Annotated in this window: 11 protein-coding genes; 9 read left to right on the top strand and 2 right to left on the bottom strand. The window is 44.3% G+C overall.

What is annotated here, in order from left to right:
* The first annotated feature begins 64 nt into the window (after positions 1 to 64).
* Genes R7041_RS08270 through R7041_RS08260 form a run of 3 tightly spaced genes read left to right on the top strand, consistent with a single transcriptional unit; the run spans position 65 to position 7,705 of the window.
* The gene (locus tag R7041_RS08270; protein WP_064369343.1) at positions 65 to 1,720 is read left to right on the top strand and encodes a hypothetical protein; all 1,656 of its coding nucleotides are present in this window, start codon (positions 65 to 67) and stop codon (positions 1,718 to 1,720) included.
* A gap of 23 nt (positions 1,721 to 1,743) precedes the next feature.
* Complete coding sequence (locus R7041_RS08265) at positions 1,744 to 2,985, top strand: hypothetical protein (RefSeq protein ID WP_064369342.1); 1,242 nt, start codon at positions 1,744 to 1,746, stop codon at positions 2,983 to 2,985.
* On the top strand, positions 2,978 to 7,705 hold the full coding sequence (locus R7041_RS08260) for an OmpA family protein (RefSeq protein WP_064369341.1): 4,728 nt from the start codon (positions 2,978 to 2,980) through the stop codon (positions 7,703 to 7,705). The genes R7041_RS08265 and R7041_RS08260 overlap by 8 nt, the downstream gene beginning before the upstream one ends.
* A gap of 73 nt (positions 7,706 to 7,778) precedes the next feature.
* Here R7041_RS08260 and R7041_RS08255 read toward each other — a convergent pair whose 3' ends face one another.
* Positions 7,779 to 9,410, bottom strand: a complete 1,632-nt coding sequence (locus R7041_RS08255; protein ID WP_005387623.1) for a sigma-54-dependent Fis family transcriptional regulator — start codon at positions 9,408 to 9,410, stop codon at positions 7,779 to 7,781.
* Positions 9,397 to 12,075, bottom strand: a complete 2,679-nt coding sequence (gene tssH / locus R7041_RS08250; protein WP_206949701.1) for a type VI secretion system ATPase TssH — start codon at positions 12,073 to 12,075, stop codon at positions 9,397 to 9,399. The genes R7041_RS08255 and tssH overlap by 14 nt, the downstream gene beginning before the upstream one ends.
* Positions 12,076 to 12,531: 456 nt before the next feature.
* Here tssH and R7041_RS08245 point away from each other — a divergent pair, with 456 nt between their 5' ends.
* The 6 genes from R7041_RS08245 (at position 12,532) to R7041_RS08220 (ending at position 19,010) form a co-directional block, all read left to right on the top strand.
* A complete protein-coding gene (locus tag R7041_RS08245) occupies positions 12,532 to 13,050 on the top strand; it encodes an Hcp family type VI secretion system effector (protein ID WP_005373415.1) in 519 nt (172 codons plus the stop codon).
* A gap of 72 nt (positions 13,051 to 13,122) precedes the next feature.
* On the top strand, positions 13,123 to 15,201 hold the full coding sequence (tssI, locus tag R7041_RS08240; RefSeq protein ID WP_064369340.1) for a type VI secretion system tip protein VgrG: 2,079 nt from the start codon (positions 13,123 to 13,125) through the stop codon (positions 15,199 to 15,201).
* 2 nt (positions 15,202 to 15,203) lie between these two features.
* Positions 15,204 to 15,686 carry a hypothetical protein gene (locus R7041_RS08235; RefSeq protein WP_025767908.1) on the top strand — a complete coding sequence of 161 codons (483 nt, stop codon included), beginning with the start codon at positions 15,204 to 15,206 and terminating at the stop codon, positions 15,684 to 15,686.
* Between the two features lie 94 nt (positions 15,687 to 15,780).
* A complete protein-coding gene (locus R7041_RS08230) occupies positions 15,781 to 17,100 on the top strand; it encodes a hypothetical protein (protein WP_064369339.1) in 1,320 nt (439 codons plus the stop codon).
* A complete protein-coding gene (locus tag R7041_RS08225) occupies positions 17,081 to 18,073 on the top strand; it encodes a DUF2169 domain-containing protein (RefSeq protein ID WP_064369338.1) in 993 nt (330 codons plus the stop codon). The genes R7041_RS08230 and R7041_RS08225 overlap by 20 nt, the downstream gene beginning before the upstream one ends.
* A complete protein-coding gene (locus tag R7041_RS08220; RefSeq protein ID WP_064369337.1) occupies positions 18,066 to 19,010 on the top strand; it encodes a hypothetical protein in 945 nt (314 codons plus the stop codon). The genes R7041_RS08225 and R7041_RS08220 overlap by 8 nt, the downstream gene beginning before the upstream one ends.
* The last annotated feature ends 193 nt before the right edge of the window (positions 19,011 to 19,203 follow it).

Genomic DNA, 19,203 nt, shown 5'->3' with positions numbered 1-19,203 from the left:
GTAAGCCTTATCAGCTTAATTGTCACCGCAGCCATATTTACGATGTTGGTTGTGGAGAATTCAAATGCATTTAGTTTGCAAATTTATACCTAGCTCGAAGCTATCCTCCAACGAGCTATCTCATGTTCTTACACCGGACGAGTGTATAGGACAGCTTTCGCGTTTGCGAAATTCAGATGACATCCTCAGAAACCTCCCTAAAGAATTGGCGCAAAAGATTTCCATCTCTACCAAAAAAACGACCAGCGCATTGCTAGCTGCTATAAGAATCGAATTGGGAAAAGGCAATTGGGTGTCATTATCTACCGTTGCACGTCGGTCGCCATTGACGGACTCTCAGCTGCAAAGCTTCCCTAGACTTAAATCACTCGTTGACTCTGTATCTGCTTCGAATGAAAGCAAAGCTTTTAAAGCGGGTTATAAGCAGGTTACTGACGATGTTGCTTTAGTTCGTAGTTACACGCATGTCCCCTCTGAGCCAAGTCCAGATCAAAAAATCGTTGTCGAGTTTGCAGGGCAGTGGTCTAGCAACGCGGCATGTTTGATGTTGGGAAAAACCGAAGCTCAAAAAGAAAAAGTGACTGTAGGCAAGGCTGATACAGAAAACAAACACCGCAGCCTCGCGATATTTAAAGATCTCGAAGCTGAGGGCAAAACGCTCTATATCAAAATCCCTTGTTCTGACCAGCCTCAGCCAATCTTGCTTAAACTCGCCGAAGACCTGCAACCCGTTGATAAAGAAACTCAGATGGATGAGTGGGACAACGTGTTGGTGCCGGTGAGACCTTTGGCTTACTTAGATGGTAGCAACGACAAAGCAAAAGCTTCTGACCTGCGTGGTGGTTTCCTTTATGTGTTTTGGAAAGGAAAGCTTTGGCGAGAGATGGCGATAAACGAGAAAGGTTACTACCAAGATGTTGACGTCGAGTATTACCGCACGCTAGAGCAAGAAGAAAAGAAAAAAGACACACCTCAGGTAATACAAAGAAGCGCAAGCGGTTTTGCTATGGCGCATTTCTGGGCACCTTACAAAATATCGGGTGAAGTCCAACAGGGAGAAAATGGACTCAAGATCATTTTCTCACCAAAGCAAAAGCGCTTTGCTCAAATTGAAGCATTAGAATCGGATGCTGGTTTGCTAGAGAAGTCCAGCACGCCATTAGATGAATTAAGCAGTTACAGTGACGCACAGTCATTCAGTGCAAAAGAATTCACCTCCGATGTAGACAGCGCAGCCATCCACAAAGTGACCGAAGACGACATGCCATGGCTGAGTGACCAACAGGCCATAGTACGTAGTTACGACCAGAGTAATACGGTCATAGCTTATGTGGATGGAAAAAACAGTGGCCTATTATTCCGAGTGGATGTTGGTACGTCTGGCATCACCGCTTTGAATTCACTCTATGTGATCGATCACAATAGCGATTATAAAGACGTCTTTGATTTAGAGTTTTATGAAGGGGAAGACCACGATTGGCAGCAAGCGTTATTAAGCGGGCTGCCATTGGACGGGGTCTTTACTATGTCCCTGGTACATGACCAAGACCCAGACAGTCGTCACATACTTTTTGATCGGGTCGCTTACAACGATTTATTTGTTGAACCTGAGAGCGCTACTGAACCCCCGCCAAAGGCTCAGTTAAACGATAAGCCTAAAGGTATGACAACAGAAGAAAAACAACGTTTTGAGTCATTAATGCTGGATTGGTCTTTATAACCCAACTAGAAAATGGATTAAGAATGAAAAAGAAAATATTACTCGGCTTGGGTTTGACGACTATTGCCGCCGCAGGTGCTGGTTACATTGCCACTAAACCCTATTTTGATGAGAAAGCTCGAATAGAGAGCATGGCAGACCGCCTAGATTTGTACAAAGGTAAAACGGATACTTGGCTTTACCAGTATGATTTTAAAATACCGGATAACCCAAAGGTTGCAGATTGGAATACTGAAAATGTGACACTCCCTCAGGTCCTGTTTACTGTAGCTAACCCGGAAGAAAAATCTGAGGTCAGTTACTGGGCATTAAACATTGATGGTACTGACCCTCAATTACTGATCCCTGAAGGGTTATTGCCACCCCCGCCTAATACTGGGATTGATTATGCTAAATATATGTCACGGTCGCCTAACGGCCGCTATCTTGTTGTCCCTCAGAAAGATAGTACCGCGCTGTATGATCTAGATAATGGCGAAATAACTAACATTAGTGAGGAGTCTGGCTCAACTCGTCACGACATTATGTGGGATACGGACAGCACACAAGTTGTTGTGAAAAAAAGCGATGAACTTTTGCTGGTTAAGCTAGACACAAAAGAGGTAGTGAAATTTACTGATGTAAATGGTTCAGACGCACGTTACATGACTTCTTTTGCCAAGCCTTATATGAGTCAGTCAGAACAAGCTATATATTTTAGTTATGAACCGGGATTGGCGGGATTTGGTTGTAAAGGAGAGGAAGAGGAGTATCTCGAAACTTTTGGGGAGAGTGATGTTCCAAAATGTGGGAACACATTTGTGTTTGATGCCAAAACCTTAAAACTGATCGATCGCGGTGATTTTACTCCGGTTAGCTACGATTGTAATGTCTGGGGCGGTACGTACGGAGATGGCTTTTATTGCCTCGGAGGTGCGGCATACCGCTCGGGAAGACCATCTGAAAAAATAGGCGATTTTCCTGCTACAGTGGATCTGTTGGCTTTTAATGGTAGTGATATGTGGTTCGTCCCTGTTCATGGTCGAAACATAACCCGCGTATTACACCAATCCACCGATAACAGCCCGACTACAGAAATGATATATGGGTTTGTAGGTTTTAGAGATGGAGAACGAGTTAAAAAATCCGCCTATGGCTTTGGCTTTAGCCAGTATGTAATTGAGCATAAAGAGACGGATAATTGGAGCGAGTCACTCTACCCACTGCCAACCTACGCTGACCTAAAAAAAGCGAAAGTGGTACTAGAGGAGCGTAATCATGGCTAGGGCTAAGATTGAACAGCACTCTCTCTATTTGATGGGCCAATTAGTTGGACCGACTGGAGAAGCCATTACTGGCAATGGGCTTTATCCATTACCCGGTTTTGCGCTTGCCCTACCCGAGTTGGCGGTAGATAAAACTGCGGATGGTAGCAGTAGTAAGAACGAGTCACCATTATACTTCAGTGATTCATCAGGTCGGCTACAAGGCTGGAATACTAAGGTTCAATCTGTAAAAGAGCTTGATTGGAACAAACTTGCTTCTACGCCATTGGTTATCTCTAGCACTAAAGAGAAGCTGAAGCCGGTCTATATTCCACCATACTTAATGCCCGCTGCGGTTATGTCCGAAGATACTGATTGGACGAAACGCCTAGCACAATTAGCTAGAGAGGCCGTTATCACGAGTGCTGAAGTTGAAGTCTCACGTTTGCGTGACTGGCAAATCAGAGAAGATTTGGACAAAGATGTATCCGAGAGACGACTTTTAGTGCCCGAATTGGCCGAGTTTTTTATCCATAAAGCTGAAGCGGCAGAAGAGGAACTGTGTCAAAAAAAAGGCGCGTATAAACGTCTGTACGAACAAATTTATAGTGGAGACTATAAACATAATTTTTATTATCTGCGCATTCCTCAAGTTTGGACTATCAATCTTTTCTTCTCAGCCGACTATTTTGAGGGCGCGGAAGTTACTTTGTCTGGACAACCGGAAAACTTGATCATTAAAGGGGATGCTAAAGATATAGGCAATAAAATCACCAGTCGAGTGAGGCCAGTAACATACTATGATATTGCCAACCAAGCGAGTGACGCCCAAGATGCAGAAGAGGTGACTCAATATGTCGCCACATTTTGGATCACTGGCGGTCATCTAGATGATGATGAACAAATGAAGCAATTAGTCCGCTTTGATATAGATTTAGAGGGAATTAAGCGATATTGGGATGCATTACTTGAACCTTCAGATATCCAGATGGCTCAGGTTGCTAAGTTAAATCTCCCAAACAATTGCTACTCTTTGTCTGAGCAAGTCTTACACCTGCCTATTTATTCCATAGCAGGGCGCAGCATCATTGTGTCAGGTGATCCTATTTCTGTTGAAGAGTCGCTTTTCCAACATGCGCCAGACACGTTTAAAGGCTGGCTCGATTGGAGTAAAAATCTACCTTACACTAGCGAAAACAAACCTGCCAATGGTGTGCAACCGTCGATTAACATTCTCAATTCAATTGGTAAATATAAAGAGGTGATAGCCGCGTCAGCTTCTGGTGTGATGGACCCATTCAGTATGACGACGGTCCATAAAGCATTTAGCGCAGCTTTGAATCGAGAGCAAGCTGGAGATCCGCTCTTAAAGGCTTTAAAACTGGCAGTCGGTATTGATGCTAAAGCGAAGGGGTTCTTAGATTTTGCACAAAAGCTAAAGCCACCTGCGCAAAGTACACTTGCGCCTATTTCTGACTTAGCTAGTGCCCTTAACTGGTCAAATCACCTTGGGAATGCCTTACCGAGCGTTTATACGATTCCACCAGCGTTACAGCATTTTTGGCATAAGGTGGACGATAAGATCTTAACCCCTTTAAAGCCGGCCGTTCGGGCTATTGAATATGCACTTGATAAGCCTTTTGGTTTTGCAGAGCTTGTTTCTAGTGGCCTTGAAATTCCGAAAGGTATTGAGAATTCCGAGTCGGCGTTTAACGCCTATATTGATAAATCAAAGGAATATGGTCAGAAAACACAATCGGTAATATCAACACTTTTATTGAGTGATGAAAAAGATCGTCAAGCACTGCTTGAGTCTGAAGCGGAGCATAAAAAAGCGCTCCTTGAAGCATTCTCTGATAAAAGTGTAAGTCATAAAGTGCTGTTAAATGGTAGTCCGCTATTAGAAAAAAAACAGGCAAAAGAGGGTGAGGCAAGCTATCTCACACTGTTTTTTGAATTTGATAGTGCAAATGATGAACTTGCCAATTCTGATAAGAAGCTCGTTTCTAAAGTGGCCGAATATCTGCGTAATACAAAGTCAGAAATGTTGCTGAACATTGAAGGATATACGTGTGATATTGGCTCGGTGGAATACAACACTAAACTCTCAAAAAAACGTGCTGCGGCGCTTAAATCTTCTATTTTAGAAGATCTTGGCACTGATGCTATTAAGTGGGAGCATCGAATATCTGCCCTGGGTAAAGGCGTTTATGCCGATAATGATACGAGTAACAGGCGCTTAAGTCGTCGAGCGGAGATGAAGTTCTACCTCAACTCTGCTTTTGAATATCCTGCTTGTAGAAGTTGGCTGCTTACTCTGGAGAAAAATCGACAGAAAGCGGTTTTAGCAGAGATGAAAGTCCATGAGGAAATTTGGAAATTTTCCGGCCAAGCCTTTGATATTGCATTAGGCTTTGCTGCGCCAATGCTTGGTCCAGGAGCCGCGTTAGCATATGGGTTGTATTGGTCAGGCGAAACCTTGGTTTCTACTTTGGATGGTGCAGCCAAAATTCTTAATAAAGAAGTAGAAGAATATAAAGAGAAGCAGAAACGTTTTTCTGAATTTGATGTGGTAGGACAGGCGTTACTGTATCGCGGTTTACCTGCATTCGATGAACTGAGTGTTGTTGGCAAGGCATATATAAAACGCGCTATAGCGCTCAATGGGCTGCTACGATTGCTTCTACTTGAATCTCAAATAAAAGAAGAGAACAAAACAACGAATTACGTTTCGGAATATTACGTGGTTAATCACTTGACGTCAGGGCAAAGAGATCTTGATATTGAAGGTTATATAAAGACCTATCTTTTAAGTGATGATTGGGATTTGGGGGGGACTTGGCTTCCTTCTTTCCACCTTGATGAAGCGTGGCTAGAAACAAAGAATATTTACCGTAGTGCTTCGGAAAGTGTGCTGAGTTTTGCTGCAATGACGAGTTACGTAACATACCGAGCGAAGCAATCTCAGGTTGGGGTAAAAGCGCTTGAACAATCGCAGGCATATCAAAAATTCTGTCCTATACATACTGTTGCGGACCCTAGTTTAACTAAGCTTAGATCTCTGTTAAAAGCGCCCGATTTATCTAAGCTCGATGACTCTATGTTTGCTGGGCATATGGTTTCCGTAAAAGTCAATGATGAATGGCTCCCACTCGAAGACAGGGTTAATAGCGGTGAAGCTATTACGCCGACTATGCCAATTAGAGTACTTATTATTCTTGATATGAAGGATGAAACGCTGACCAAGTTCAAAGAAGAAGGTTTGCTTACTCTTGTGCCTGTGGGTGTTAGACCTGTGAGGCAAAATAGGTTCTTTGACGATTTTGGGTCTTACACTACTGAATATGTTCGTGAAATTGCACCGGAATCACTAGTTAAAACTGAGAGAGCGTATTTAACAGAGAAACAAATGTTAGAGACAGATACGACGCTATACGGTGTTGTTGTAAGTCCTACTTATTACTTTGGATGCAACATCATGAGTGGCATCAAACCTATTGCTGATGACTACGGTAGCAAAGAATGGAAGTCGGTGTTTGGTCAGGTAGATGAACAGCACTCAGCGGCTTATGTGATGCGTTACCTTCTAGAAGTCGGTGTACCAAATGTCAGTAAAACAGAATCAAAGTTAACGTATAAGAGAGAGCTCGTACTTAAAACTCAAGATGGTAAGGAGATTACCTCTAGTACGGATAAGGCATCCATCTTTAATTTAACTATGTCAAAAGAGCATGAATTCTTATATGAGAAAACTTTCTTAGCAAGAGCGGGCAAAAAAGCGGTCGAATATCCGGAGCTATTCTCAGATGCTAAGGCAAATTTGTACATTTATGACGCTAGCGTGAAGAGCCTCATTCCCGGAAGTAAGCACGACGATATAATGGAGGCGATCGGTTGGACGAAGAAGCAGCCATCCTATGATACTTCTGAAAAAGCAACGAAGCTGTTGCTCATCGTCAGTACAAAATCTGTTGAAAATGTAGAACAAATACTTGAGCGAGGAGGCTTTGACCGTCACCGCTTACCCGTAGACATTCGTTTGAAAGCAAACGATGCAAGAGGTCTCTATAATTTTGAACATCAAGATGTAGATTTGTATCCATTAGGAAAGGTAGAAGTGAACCTCGAGAAGAAAGAGGTGTCATTCAAACCTAAATCAATACCGCAAAGCCTGAGTGAGGTATCGGATCATATTTCTAGCAACCTAAGTAAGCTTGTAAACGACTTGGTGGTTAAGGAAGGTGTTTTATCACCAGACTTTGTCGACACTGATCTATACGCAGTCGAGATATCACTGAAGTACACTAACGCAACCGGGAAAGAGATGACTGGCTTACGCCCGTTTATTCCTAGAGGAAACGATGCCCCATACATCATGCTCGATATTGATGGGAAAGCTGGACTATCTTTAAACGCTTCATCACAAAGGCTCCCTGTTCGAGCTATAGATACAACGGCGCCAACTATGTTCAACTCGCGAGAAATCCATTACAACCAGAGTTGGTATGAGATGAGTGAGAAGGAGTTTAAAGCTATTTCTGAATATACTGCAGGAACGACTGACGATGCTGATTCCAACTTAGCAAGTTTAAACCGTAGTAAGATGTCCCATAAGGCTACCCCTTTGAGTGTTTGGATGAATGCGGAACCAATCATGAAAGATTACTCAGTAGCGAAGGAGCTTCCACTATCTGCACAACGAGAGCAAATACTCAAAAAGTGGTTGTTTGATGGAAAATAAAAAAACCGCCTTCGGGCGGTTTTTCTTTTCTTATGACTTCATACTGAATTTAGAAGTTTCTTTTTAACCCCCATCAACCCGCTGCAGAAATATCGTATTTCTTCATCTTATGGTTGAGAGTGCTCATTGGAAGCGCCAATTGCTCAGCGGCTTTCTTGGTGTGCCAATTGCAGGCATTTAAGCAATCGATGATCACTGTACGCTCGTATTGGCTAACGACGTCTTTAAGGCTCTTTGAAACGTCTTCTAAATCCGCTTGTGCTTGCTGCTCGTAAGCAGGTTGCTCTGGGGTAGGTGAAGCTGCTTTCATGTCGATACTTGGTACATCTTCTGGGATTTGTTCGCCAAACTCAATGTGAGTAATGGTTTCAAAATCGGACAGTAGCACCGAGCGCTCAATGATGTTCTTAAGCTCACGCACGTTCCCTGGGTATTGGTAGGCAAGCAGCTGTTTACGTACGTTGGCACTTAACCCTGGCGCTTGCGGCAAACCTAGCGTGTTGGTGGTGTGTTGCACGAAATGTTCAGCAAGGGGAATAATGTCCGACTTACGGGCTCTCAGGGGCGGCAATGTAATAGGGAAGACATTTAAGCGATAGAACAAGTCGGCACGGAATCCGCCATCTTTGATTTGCTGCATAAGATTACAGTGGGTTGCAGCGATAACGCGCACGTCCACTTCAATCTCTTTGCTAGTGCCGATTGGGCGAACTTTACGCTCTTGCAGTACACGCAGTAACTTGGCTTGTAGTAGCATTGGCATATCGCCAATTTCATCTAGGAAAAGCGTGCCACCGTTGGCTGCTTCAAACAAACCGACTTTGTCTTTGTCCGCGCCAGTGAATGAGCCTTTCTTATGGCCAAAGAGTTCTGACTCTAATAACTGCTCTGGGATTGCGGCACAGTTCTGTACGATCAAAGGCTTTTCTGAACGGTTAGAGTTTTCGTGAATGTATTTCGCGATCACTTCTTTACCGGCTCCCGTTTCACCACGCAATAGAACGTCGACAGGGAGAGATAACACCTTATCAAGACGATTCAAAACATTGAGCATTTCTTCGCTCTCTGCAATAGGACCCTGATAGGTTTTTTGGGTACGCTTTTTGAGTTGAGTGTTCTCACGCATTAGGGCGTGATTGTCGGCATTGAGATTTTTAATCACTTGCCCGTATTGCTCTAACCACACAGCTTGGCGAATATTACTCGCGGCCATACGACAAAACTCAGTCAATGCAGTTTCATTGTCGATAACACTTAAATCGAGTAAGACTAACAGCCCAATGGTTTTGCTTTCGCTATCAATCAAAGGCCAAGCCAGTAAGTTCTCGCTTTTTAATCCCAGTGTCTGCTCAGTTTGATAGATGCTTTCGCAGTCATAGCCGTTGTACTTATACAACTCGTTAATCAACACCACTTCACCATTACGAATGGCAAAGTTAAATGGATCGTTCTCACTGGCTGAGTCTAACTGTAATGCATCCCAAGGATGGGAAACGATAGTTTTATCGTTATGGTGAGCGGTACTTGGAATCAACGCCTGCCCAGTCTGGTCCAACACATAAATGATGCCGTGCTTTGCGAGGGTCATTTGTCTCGCAGCAGTCAACACAGCATCCAACGTTTGGGTAAGCTGGCTGCGATCAGCCAAAGACTGACTGATCGCAAGTAGGGCGTTACTAAGTTCGCTATGGCTAGCTGAACGCATAGGTTAGTGTTCCTTGCTCATCGACAGACACTTCGATTTGCGTATGTGAATCATCCTTGTCATGCACTAATAGCTGAGTCGATAGTTGCGGCAGCAACTGACGGTTGATGACCACGTCGATGTTACGCGCGCCCGTTTCAGCAAGGCGACAGTTACCTAGTACGAACTCAACCAAGCTGTCTTCGTAGCTTAGCGACAACTTGTGATGGCTCTGTAGACGCTGAGAAACTTTGTTCAGCTTGTGGTGAATAATTTCTGTCATTGCTTCATCAGACAGCGGAACAAATGGTAGTACTGACATACGTGCCAACAGCGCCGGCTTGAAGTGTTGGTTCAAAGTAGGGCGAATAGCTTCTGCGATGATGTTCGCATCGATGTCTTTGGATTGATGAACCAAAGATTCAATCTCGTGCGTCGCAAGGTTACTGGTCATGATGATCAGCGTGTTCTTGAAGTCGATTGTGCGGCCTTCGCCGTCGTTCAGAGTGCCTTTGTCGAACACTTGGTAGAACAGGTTCAACACTTCAGGGTCGGCTTTTTCCACTTCATCAAGAAGAACAACAGAATATGGACGTTGACGAACCGCTTCTGTCAGCATGCCGCCTTCACCGTAACCTACGTAACCCGGAGGTGAACCAATTAGGCGTGATACCGTGTGCTTCTCTTGGAACTCAGACATGTTAATGGTCGTCATAAAGCGCTCACCACCAAACATTTGATCAGCGATCGCACGAGCCGTTTCGGTTTTACCCACACCACTTGGGCCAACCAGCAGGAATACGCCTGTTGGTGCGTCTGGGTTACCTAGACCAGCTTTCGCAGTTTGAATGCCTTCAGACAGTGCATCGATAGCGTATTCTTGGCCTTTGATGCTTTGTGTTAGGCTGTCTTTCAGTTTTAGCGTGGTTTCTGCTTCGTCTTGAAGCATCTTACCCATTGGAATACCAGTCCAGTCCGAGATCACATGGCTGACTTCATCTGGGCCCACTTCAAAGTGAACCAGTGGGTTGCCATTGCGGATTACATCTAGCTGTTCTTGGCAGCCCGAAATTGCAATGCGAACGGCTTCTTCATCCATTTCTGCATATGGAGAAACGTCTTGCTCTTGTTCTGAATCTTCGTCTGCAACAAGCTCTTCTTCGTTTGTTTCGCCAAAGACCAGTTCATGTAAGCGAGAGCGTAGAGCAATCATCTCTTGGATCTGCTCTTTTTCTTTGTGCCATTGCGCTTCTTGTTCTGCTAGCTCTTCTTTCGTTGTTTCCATTGCCAGTTTTAGGTCTGGAATGTTAGCAAGGCTGTGCTTGTCGCCAGTTTGCTGCAGAGCATCACGCTCAAGTGCTTCAAGCTCGCGCTGTTGAGCTGCAAGTTCTTGCTGCAGAGTCTCAACAGAAGCAGGAATGGCATTAAGGCTGATGTTCACTCGTGCACACGCCGTATCTAGTACATCGATCGCTTTGTCTGGCAGTTGACGGCCAGAGATGTAACGAGCAGAAAGTGCTGCCGCAGCAGTGATAGCATCGTCACGCACGTAAACGTTATGTGACTTCTCGTATGCTGGGCGCAGACCACGAATGATCAATGCTGCTTGCTCAGGAGACGGTTCGTCGAGTTTCACCAATTGGAAACGACGCGCAAGAGCAGGATCTTTCTCGAAGTACTTCTTGTATTCCGACCATGTTGTCGCAGCGATGGTTTTCACTTCACCACGCGCTAGGGCTGGTTTTAGCAAGTTTGCCGCGTCGCTGCCGCCCGCTTGGTTACCACCGCCAACAAGGGTGTGTGCTTCATCGATGAAAAGAATGATAGGGGTTGGCGAGTTTTTCACTTCATCCAATACTGCGTTTAGGCGTTTTTCGAATTCGCCTTTTACGCTTGCACCAGCTTGCAGAAGACCCATGTCCAGGCCGTAAAGCTCAACACCTTTGAGGTTGTCTGGTACGTCACCTTGTACAATCTTAAGTGCCAAGCCTTCTACTACTGCGGTTTTACCAACGCCCGGTTCACCAACAGCAATAGGGTTGTTTTTACGGCGACGAGCAAGAATGTCCACGATTTGGCGGATTTCTTGGTCGCGGCAGAAAACAGGGTCGATTTCGCCTTTGCGTGCTTTACCAGTGAAGTCGGTTGTGAACTTGCTCAGTGCTGAACCATCTTCACGAGCTTGTGTTTTTTCTGAAGTAGCAACTTGCGCCTCAATAGAGTGGCTTGTTAGCTCTGCAAAGTTACGCTTAAGGCTGTCAGGGTTTACCGCTTCAAGGATAGAGGCGTAACCATGTTGGCCGTAACGGAGAGGGTTGCTAACAAGAGTAAGGAGCAGGGCACCAGAGCGGATTTGTGTTTCGGATAGATCTAAAGAAGAAACCAGCCAACTTTCTTGCAACCATTCGATTAATAAAGCAGAAAAAACAGGTTTGCTGCCATTTCCTTTGGCGTTGGTGTCGAGTGTGGATCGAACCGATTGTCTTAATAAGTTCTCAGAACAATCAAAATGACTCAATAAGACGTCAAAATCACTATTTGGCCTTTCTAATAGACTCAGTAAATAATGCTCAATTTGAACTTCGTTTGCTTTTTCAGAGACTGCAAGTGCAGCGGCGTCTTCTAATGCTACTTTTGCAATCGGGTGTAGACGCTGAATTAATGAAGAAAGGTTTATATTTATCATAGCCATTTTATTCTTTAGAGGAAAAGAGGTAGCGGCTATTATACTAAAAGTGATTGCGTTCTTTTTTTATCAAGATATTTTGACTATCGTTTGTTGGTTATTTTTAATGATTATTGTGACATTAATGTTTGTGGTTATTTTAATGGCGTTGTTATTCTAAATTAATTGATAGTAAAAGTGTCGGATTTATTAGTTTTAATGACTTTATTTACACGGTTTTATATGGTTATTTTCACTTTTTAAAGTTAGAACAATTTATTATTATCTTAATCCAACTTTTTGGTTTTTTATCCAATAAATTGTACTCAAGATATTAGTGAATAATGTCTTAATTTGTTTAAGTTGTTGTTTTTATTGCATTTTTAAAGTTGGCACGGACTTTGATTATACCAAGTAGTCGCGGTGATAAGCGATTTGGTGATTTAAACAAAACAGATTTTAGAAAAGGAAATAGCGATGCCAACTCCAGCATATATGTCTATCCAAGGTGAGACTCAAGGCCATATTACTAAAGATACTTACTCTGCAGATTCAGTAGGTAACACATGGCAAGAAGCTCACGTTGATGAGTTCCTAGTACAAGAACTTGATCACGTGCTAACAGTTCCACGTGATCCACAAAGTGGTCAGCCAACTGGTCAACGTGTACACCGTCCACTTGTTGTAACTAAAGTTCAAGATCGCTCATCTCCACTACTATTCAACGCACTAGTATCTGGCGAAAAACTTCCTGAGTGTGTGATCCGCTTCTACCGCACTTCAGTTCAAGGTAAACAAGAGCACTACTACTCAATCAAATTGATTGATGCGCTACTTGTCGATATCCAAACTCGTATGAACCACTGTCAAGACGCAGCAACAGCTGACCGCGTGACAGAAGAAGTGCTTAAGTTCACTTACCGTGCGATCGAAGTAACTCACGAAAACTGTGGTACTGCGGGTAACGACGACTGGCGTGCTCCACGCGAAGCTTAATTGCTCGTCGCGTAAAGATTCAGGGCCAACGATTGTTGGCCCTAATTCGATTATTTGTATCAGGTAAAAGATATGGTGAATGACGTAGAATTTAAATTTGAAGTGCCTGGATGTGGGCATGAATTTCGGGTCGAGAGCTTTCATGTTCATGAAGAGTTATCTAAGCCTTTCCACATCAATCTCTCATTACTTTCACTTGATCCAGATATCTCGTTCGATGAGTTAATACGTAAAGCAGGAACATTGACACTTTACGGACAAGGTGTTGGGGCTGCGCGTGTGTTCAACGGCGTGGTGAATGAAGTGCGTTACTTAGGAACTGGACGTCGTTTTTCTCGTTATCAATTAGTCTTGGTTCCTCAAGCTTGGTTCTTATCTCAGCGCCAAGATTGTCGTATTTTCCAGCAAAAGTCAGCGCAAGACATCATCACAGAAGTACTCGATGATGGGGCAGTCACCGATTACCGATTTGAAGTGTCGGGTACTTATCCTCCAAAAGAATACGTTCTGCAATACCGTGAGTCTGACTTGCACTTCGTGCAGCGTATGATGGCTGAACACGGTATGTGGTATTACTTTGACCATAGCGATTCAAATCATACGATGGTCATTGTCGACAGTAATGACGCGATTGCACCTTTGATAAGCTCGCCACTAAATGCTTCTTACATTGGGCCGATTGTTTATCATGCCGATGGTGGCGGTGTTGCCGATCGCGAACATATCTCTGATCTCGAGTTAGTTAACCGCGTTAGAACAGGACAGGTTACGTACACAGATTACAACTACGAACACCCTAAAATTCCACAAGAGATGACACAGGCTGGCGAGCTAGACCAAGATCTCAAGCAGTTTGATTATCCTGGACGATACGTTGACCCGCTGATGGGTCAGGTGAGAACCACGGAGTGGATGTCGGAACACATAGTCGATAATCAACAAGTGGAAGCAACGAGTGACGTAATGCGCTTAGCATCTGGTTACAGCTTTAACGTCAGTGACCACCCGCGTTCTGAGATTAACCGCGATTACCTTATGTTGTCTGTAATGCACACAGGTCAAGATCCGCAAGTGCATGAAGATGAAGCGAGTGGTATGCCAACCACTTACTACAACCAGTTCTCGTGTATTCCACGTGATGTGGTGTTTAAAGCGCCTAAACTAGCAGCACCAGTGGTTGATGGCCCTCAAACGGCGGTTGTTGTAGGACCAGAAGGTGAAGAGATTTACACCGACAAGCTTGGTCGAGTGAAAGTACAGTTCCATTGGGATCGCTACGGTGATAACAACGAACATTCAAGCTGTTGGATTCGTGTAAGCCAATCCATGGCGGCGCCAACATGGGGCGCAGTTTATTTGCCGCGTATTGGCCATGAAGTCGTAGTGACTTTCCTTGAGGGGGATCCAGATCGTCCGTTAGTTACGGGCGCAGTTTACAACGGTTTGCATTTCCCACCGTACTCTTTGCCAGAAAACAAAACTCGTACCACGTTCCGCACGCAAACGCACAAAGGAACAGGTTACAACGAGTTGAGTTTTGAAGACGAAGCGAACCAAGAAGAAGTCTATATTCACGCTCAAAAAGACATGTCGACCAAGGTGCTCAACAACCGTTACCGTGATATCGGTCAAGATGAATTCTTGAAGGTTGCACGTCACCAAACGAATGAAGTTCATGGTGACCATAAAGAAACCATTCATGGACATAAAACGACACAAGTAAACAGTACGTTTACCGAGACAGTCGAGCAAGACGTTACCGTCACATACAACGCGAACGAAGCCCAGTATGTGAAAAACAATTTTGACTTAGAAATTGGTGATAACCGTACGACTAAGATCGGTAAAAATGATGACTTAGATATTGGCGAAAACAGTAACCTTACTATCGGTGCGTCTAAGAGTTCAGATATTGGTGCGGATGATAACCAGACGATTGGTGGCAACTTAACGGTATCAGTGAAAGGGAACACCGCTTATAAAGCCGATGGTGCAACGCAAATTATCAGTGGCGACAAGATTGTATTGAAAACGGGTGGTTCCTCTTTAGTGATGAACAGTGATGGTTCAATAAAGTTATCAGGCTCGGCTATTACGATCGAAGGCAGTGACAAAGTCGTCGTGAAAGGTGGCAACGTAGTGGTTAACTAACAATGGAAAAACAACCTCTTACAACAGAAGTAATATCAGAGCAGCAAGCCGAATCAACGGCTTGCTTTTCGCGTTTTGGAAGAATAGTGGCTATCAATGAGTCTACGGGCAGTGTGCGAGTTGATTTTGATGGTAACCCATTTAAGCAGCCACTCACTGCGAGACTAGGACGTGGCTTTCGTCGTTCTGAGCTGCAAATGGCTATCGATAATCGATTAAGTTGTCGAGTTGAATTTTTGAACGACGACTTAAGCTTGCCTCTTGTGACGGACATTTTCTTCTCCATTCTGGATGACTCTGACGAGTTTGTATTGCGAGCGAAGAAGATGGTTATCGAGACAGAACAAGAGTTGGTAGTCAAAAGTGGTGAGACAGAAACTCGCTATAGCGGGCGCGATGGACGAATTACCACTAAAGCGAAGTACGTCACCTCTCAAGCAGAAAAAGCACAAAAAATTCAAGGCGGAACGATCGCAATTAACTAATTACCTAGCATTAGCTAATTTACGTCGAGTTAGCTAATTACTTTGTATTGACTAATTGCAATCGCGTTATGGCACGCTAATAACGGATAACTAGATGCGACAAAGAATCGGTGTCGAGCACCTAAAGGCACCCATAACCAATCAAGAAGTCGAAGGCGCGTTAGCAAAAGCTGAGCGCGCTGTGAACGACCTTTCCCAATTGCCAGTAACATGGCTGGATTTCTGTAATGAAAAGCTGTCCATTGCTTCTGAAAGTATCGGGTTTTTAATCAGGCAGCGAGTTCAAATTCACAAAAGGGGTTATCCAAGTCGTGAGTTGGCGTATCTCAAGCTGATCGAACGCCAAATTGAAGAACTGAAGCAGGTGTACTTGTCGTTTTATCGGCTAGCACCGGGGTTGATTCATCAGTTAAGAGGCCAGGAGCCAGAAATCTACAGCTGGCTGATGCTACAGGGCGAGTTGGGCTCAGAGTTGGATAACCTTTTGTGCGGATTGAGTTTACTCGAAGATATTGACGCTAAAACCGCAATGGTCATTGCCGTACAATCTCCGGTTGAATCTATGGATAGCACGCTTTCGGAGCTTATTGAGGGTAATGCGACATCCAGTGCGTTTTACTTTGAATGCTTACGTGTACGTCAAACATTAAGTGTTTCTCTCATCAAGCGCTGGCACAAAGCCAGCATCATTAGCTCTCAAGTTGCTTTGCCACTGCTCGCTTTACAAGACGTAAAAGAGGGGATTGATTGGCTTAATGACAATGCAGGCAGCGAACAATACCTATTTGAACGTTTGATTACCAAACGTGACAGAGGCACTTGGTTCCGTCAGAGCTTTGGCATCGAACCAAATGGATTACCATCAGCGCAAGTGCTTACTTATGCCAAGTTGCTTGAGTTAAAAGAGTTTGAGGCGTTTGATATCTCTTCTTCATTAGCACCTGTTGATTTTGCGCTGAGTGGCGATTGGAAACTGGTGCCTCAAATCATCGAGCACTTGGAAAGTCTGGAGGAAGCTGAAGGTGAAATTTGGCTTCAAGCCTTGTATGTCGTCTACGGAAAGCTTCTTCCTCTGAATCCGCAAGATGTTGGTGTCGAGTATGAATGGGAAGAGATCGTCGATCTGCTCAATGAGTGGGTGGAAGATGAAAAATATATCCAAAATCTACCAAGCCGCTTGGGTTACGCATCGAGCTTCGAGTCTACGTTAGCTGCGATGCAAGATTCTAACGTTGATGTGCTGTTCCGCGATTGGCTATGGCGTCAACTCTGCATTCAATCCAGAGCCTACGTGCCTTGGGATATGGCAATGCCGATTCATCAACAAGACTGGAACTTTAACAATTTAAAGGCCGCACCTTCTGCGAGCGAACGATTCAACTTAAGGAATAGCAATGCAGTTATGGGATATTGAGACGCACCCTGAGCTATCACTTAAAGGTCGTTTTCAACGTGACGAAAACGGCGATGAAGTGTGGGTTGTGGTCGCCAAACGCACATGGCAATTCGATGGTGTGGTTTGGCACGAATTAGGTGAAAGTGAAATCTTCGATGATCCCCAATATTTGGGCGAAGAAGGCTTCTCTGCGATGAAAGTTGACCACGAGTTCGCGTATACCAAAGACAACACAGATGTACTTGTTTACGGCAAAGCGCGCAGTTACGCGAAAAAGCCAGTGACATACCAAGAGTGTCGCGTGTTGATTGATGGTCATATCGATAAGATTCTCGCTATTCACGGGGAACGCGTATGGGTTGAGCATGCTGGCAGTATCACGCTGAGCAATCCAGTCCCATTTATTGAAAAAGACATTGATTACACTTGCGCGGTAGGCGGTGATTTACGTAACCGAATAGGTGGTGGGGTTGCCGACTCCAACAAAGAATTGCTTGAACAGAAAGTACCCTCGATTTTTTATCCCCGAGAGGACTGGAGTGCCGCCGCGAAAAAGCTACGCGTTGCGGGGTTCGGGCCTGTGCCTCCGTTCTTTGAGTCGCGCCAGAAGCTGGCCGGCACGTTCGATGACGATTGGATTGAGAATCGCAAGCCAATGTTGCCACTCGATTTTGATAAGCGGTTCTTCCAAAGCGCGCCTATTGATCAACAGTGCAAAGGCTTCCTTCGTGGGGGGGAGCGTTTGATGATGAGTGGCTTTTGTCATGATGACACGCTTTCATTTCGAATTCCTAAAGAAAAATACCGTGCGATCGCGACGTTCAAAGATCAAAGTTATCAAGCTGATATGGCGATGTACACCTTATTCGTTGATGCGGAAAAGAAAACTATATCAATCAGTTACACCGCTGCGTTTCCTTGTCAGGGCAAGGAGGATTTGTTGGTGTCGACATCCATCACTAAGTTGGAAGAGGTAAGCGAGCATGCATAATTCAACAGGCCGTTACGTGCTAGGGATGGAAGTGATGACGCCAACCGGTATGAATTTAGATATTGCTAGTGCAGTTTCGTATGCTGATTTAGGAAGATTCGACCAATGTGTAGGGGATGATGGTATCGAGCGTTTTACTTACGCCAAAATCGAATACACCAAAGAAAGTGAGCAGTTTGAAAAAACGTGTGAGTTAATCACCCACTTGCTTGATTCATTATTAGCACAGTTACCACGTTCATTGAGACCAATACCTTTGCTTATAGCGGTGCCTGTGTCTGTTTCTCTAGTAAAGCTGCAAGAATGGCTTGGTGAAAGTAACTATGCTGAATTTCTCTCTGTGGTGAATGCTGTTCATGCCAGTGGGCCTAGTTTCGTTCTCCAGGCCATGAAATCATTGGATAAATATGATGCTATGATGTGTATCAGTGTCGATTCCTTGGTGAGTTCGATGCAAACACTCATCGACGATGCGATGGTAATGAGTACCAATAATCCATGGGGCGTTATTCCGAGCGAGGGTGGGGCGGGTTTAATTCTTTGTCGAAAAAACACCGTAGAAACATTGAAACTTAAGCCTCAAGCGCAGCTTGGCTACATTGATACGGAATTAAACACTTCAGACCGAAGAGGCATGTTTCGACTTGTTCAACGTGCGAGTAAAAAGCTCGATTCATTTGGTGAAGTGTATTCCGATATGACGAACCTGCGCATGCATTCGGAAGATTACGGCTTTGCTCTGGGGGCGAAAGCAGAACGATTCACGAACCCAGAACAACCGCAGCTTATCAATGAGTTGTGGGGCACGATGGGCAGTTGTTCTTCTCTCGCTTTAATTGCCTTTGCGGTCAGAGAGCACCACTTTAAGCAACCAACTACGTTGTTAATGTTCGACTTTCATGGTGACAAAGGAGTTCTCCAATTACTGCAATGTTAGTGGGCACTCATCGATCAAATGGCAATGAAAATATACTCATATTATTAGGTTGAAGTTTGTAACACGAAAAAGCGTATAACTCATGCAGTGAAAGCGTAAGTAAAAAGGTCTAATAAGTTAGTAATAATAACTAAAATAATAGGCTTACTGTTTGTTTTAAATACCAACCTTGATACAAGTACGTTCAAGAAAA

The sequence above is a fragment of the Vibrio sp. 1751 genome, from assembly GCF_033339895.1.
Lineage (GTDB): Bacteria > Pseudomonadota > Gammaproteobacteria > Enterobacterales > Vibrionaceae > Vibrio > Vibrio alginolyticus.
This window is presented reverse-complemented; position numbering and strand designations above follow the sequence as displayed.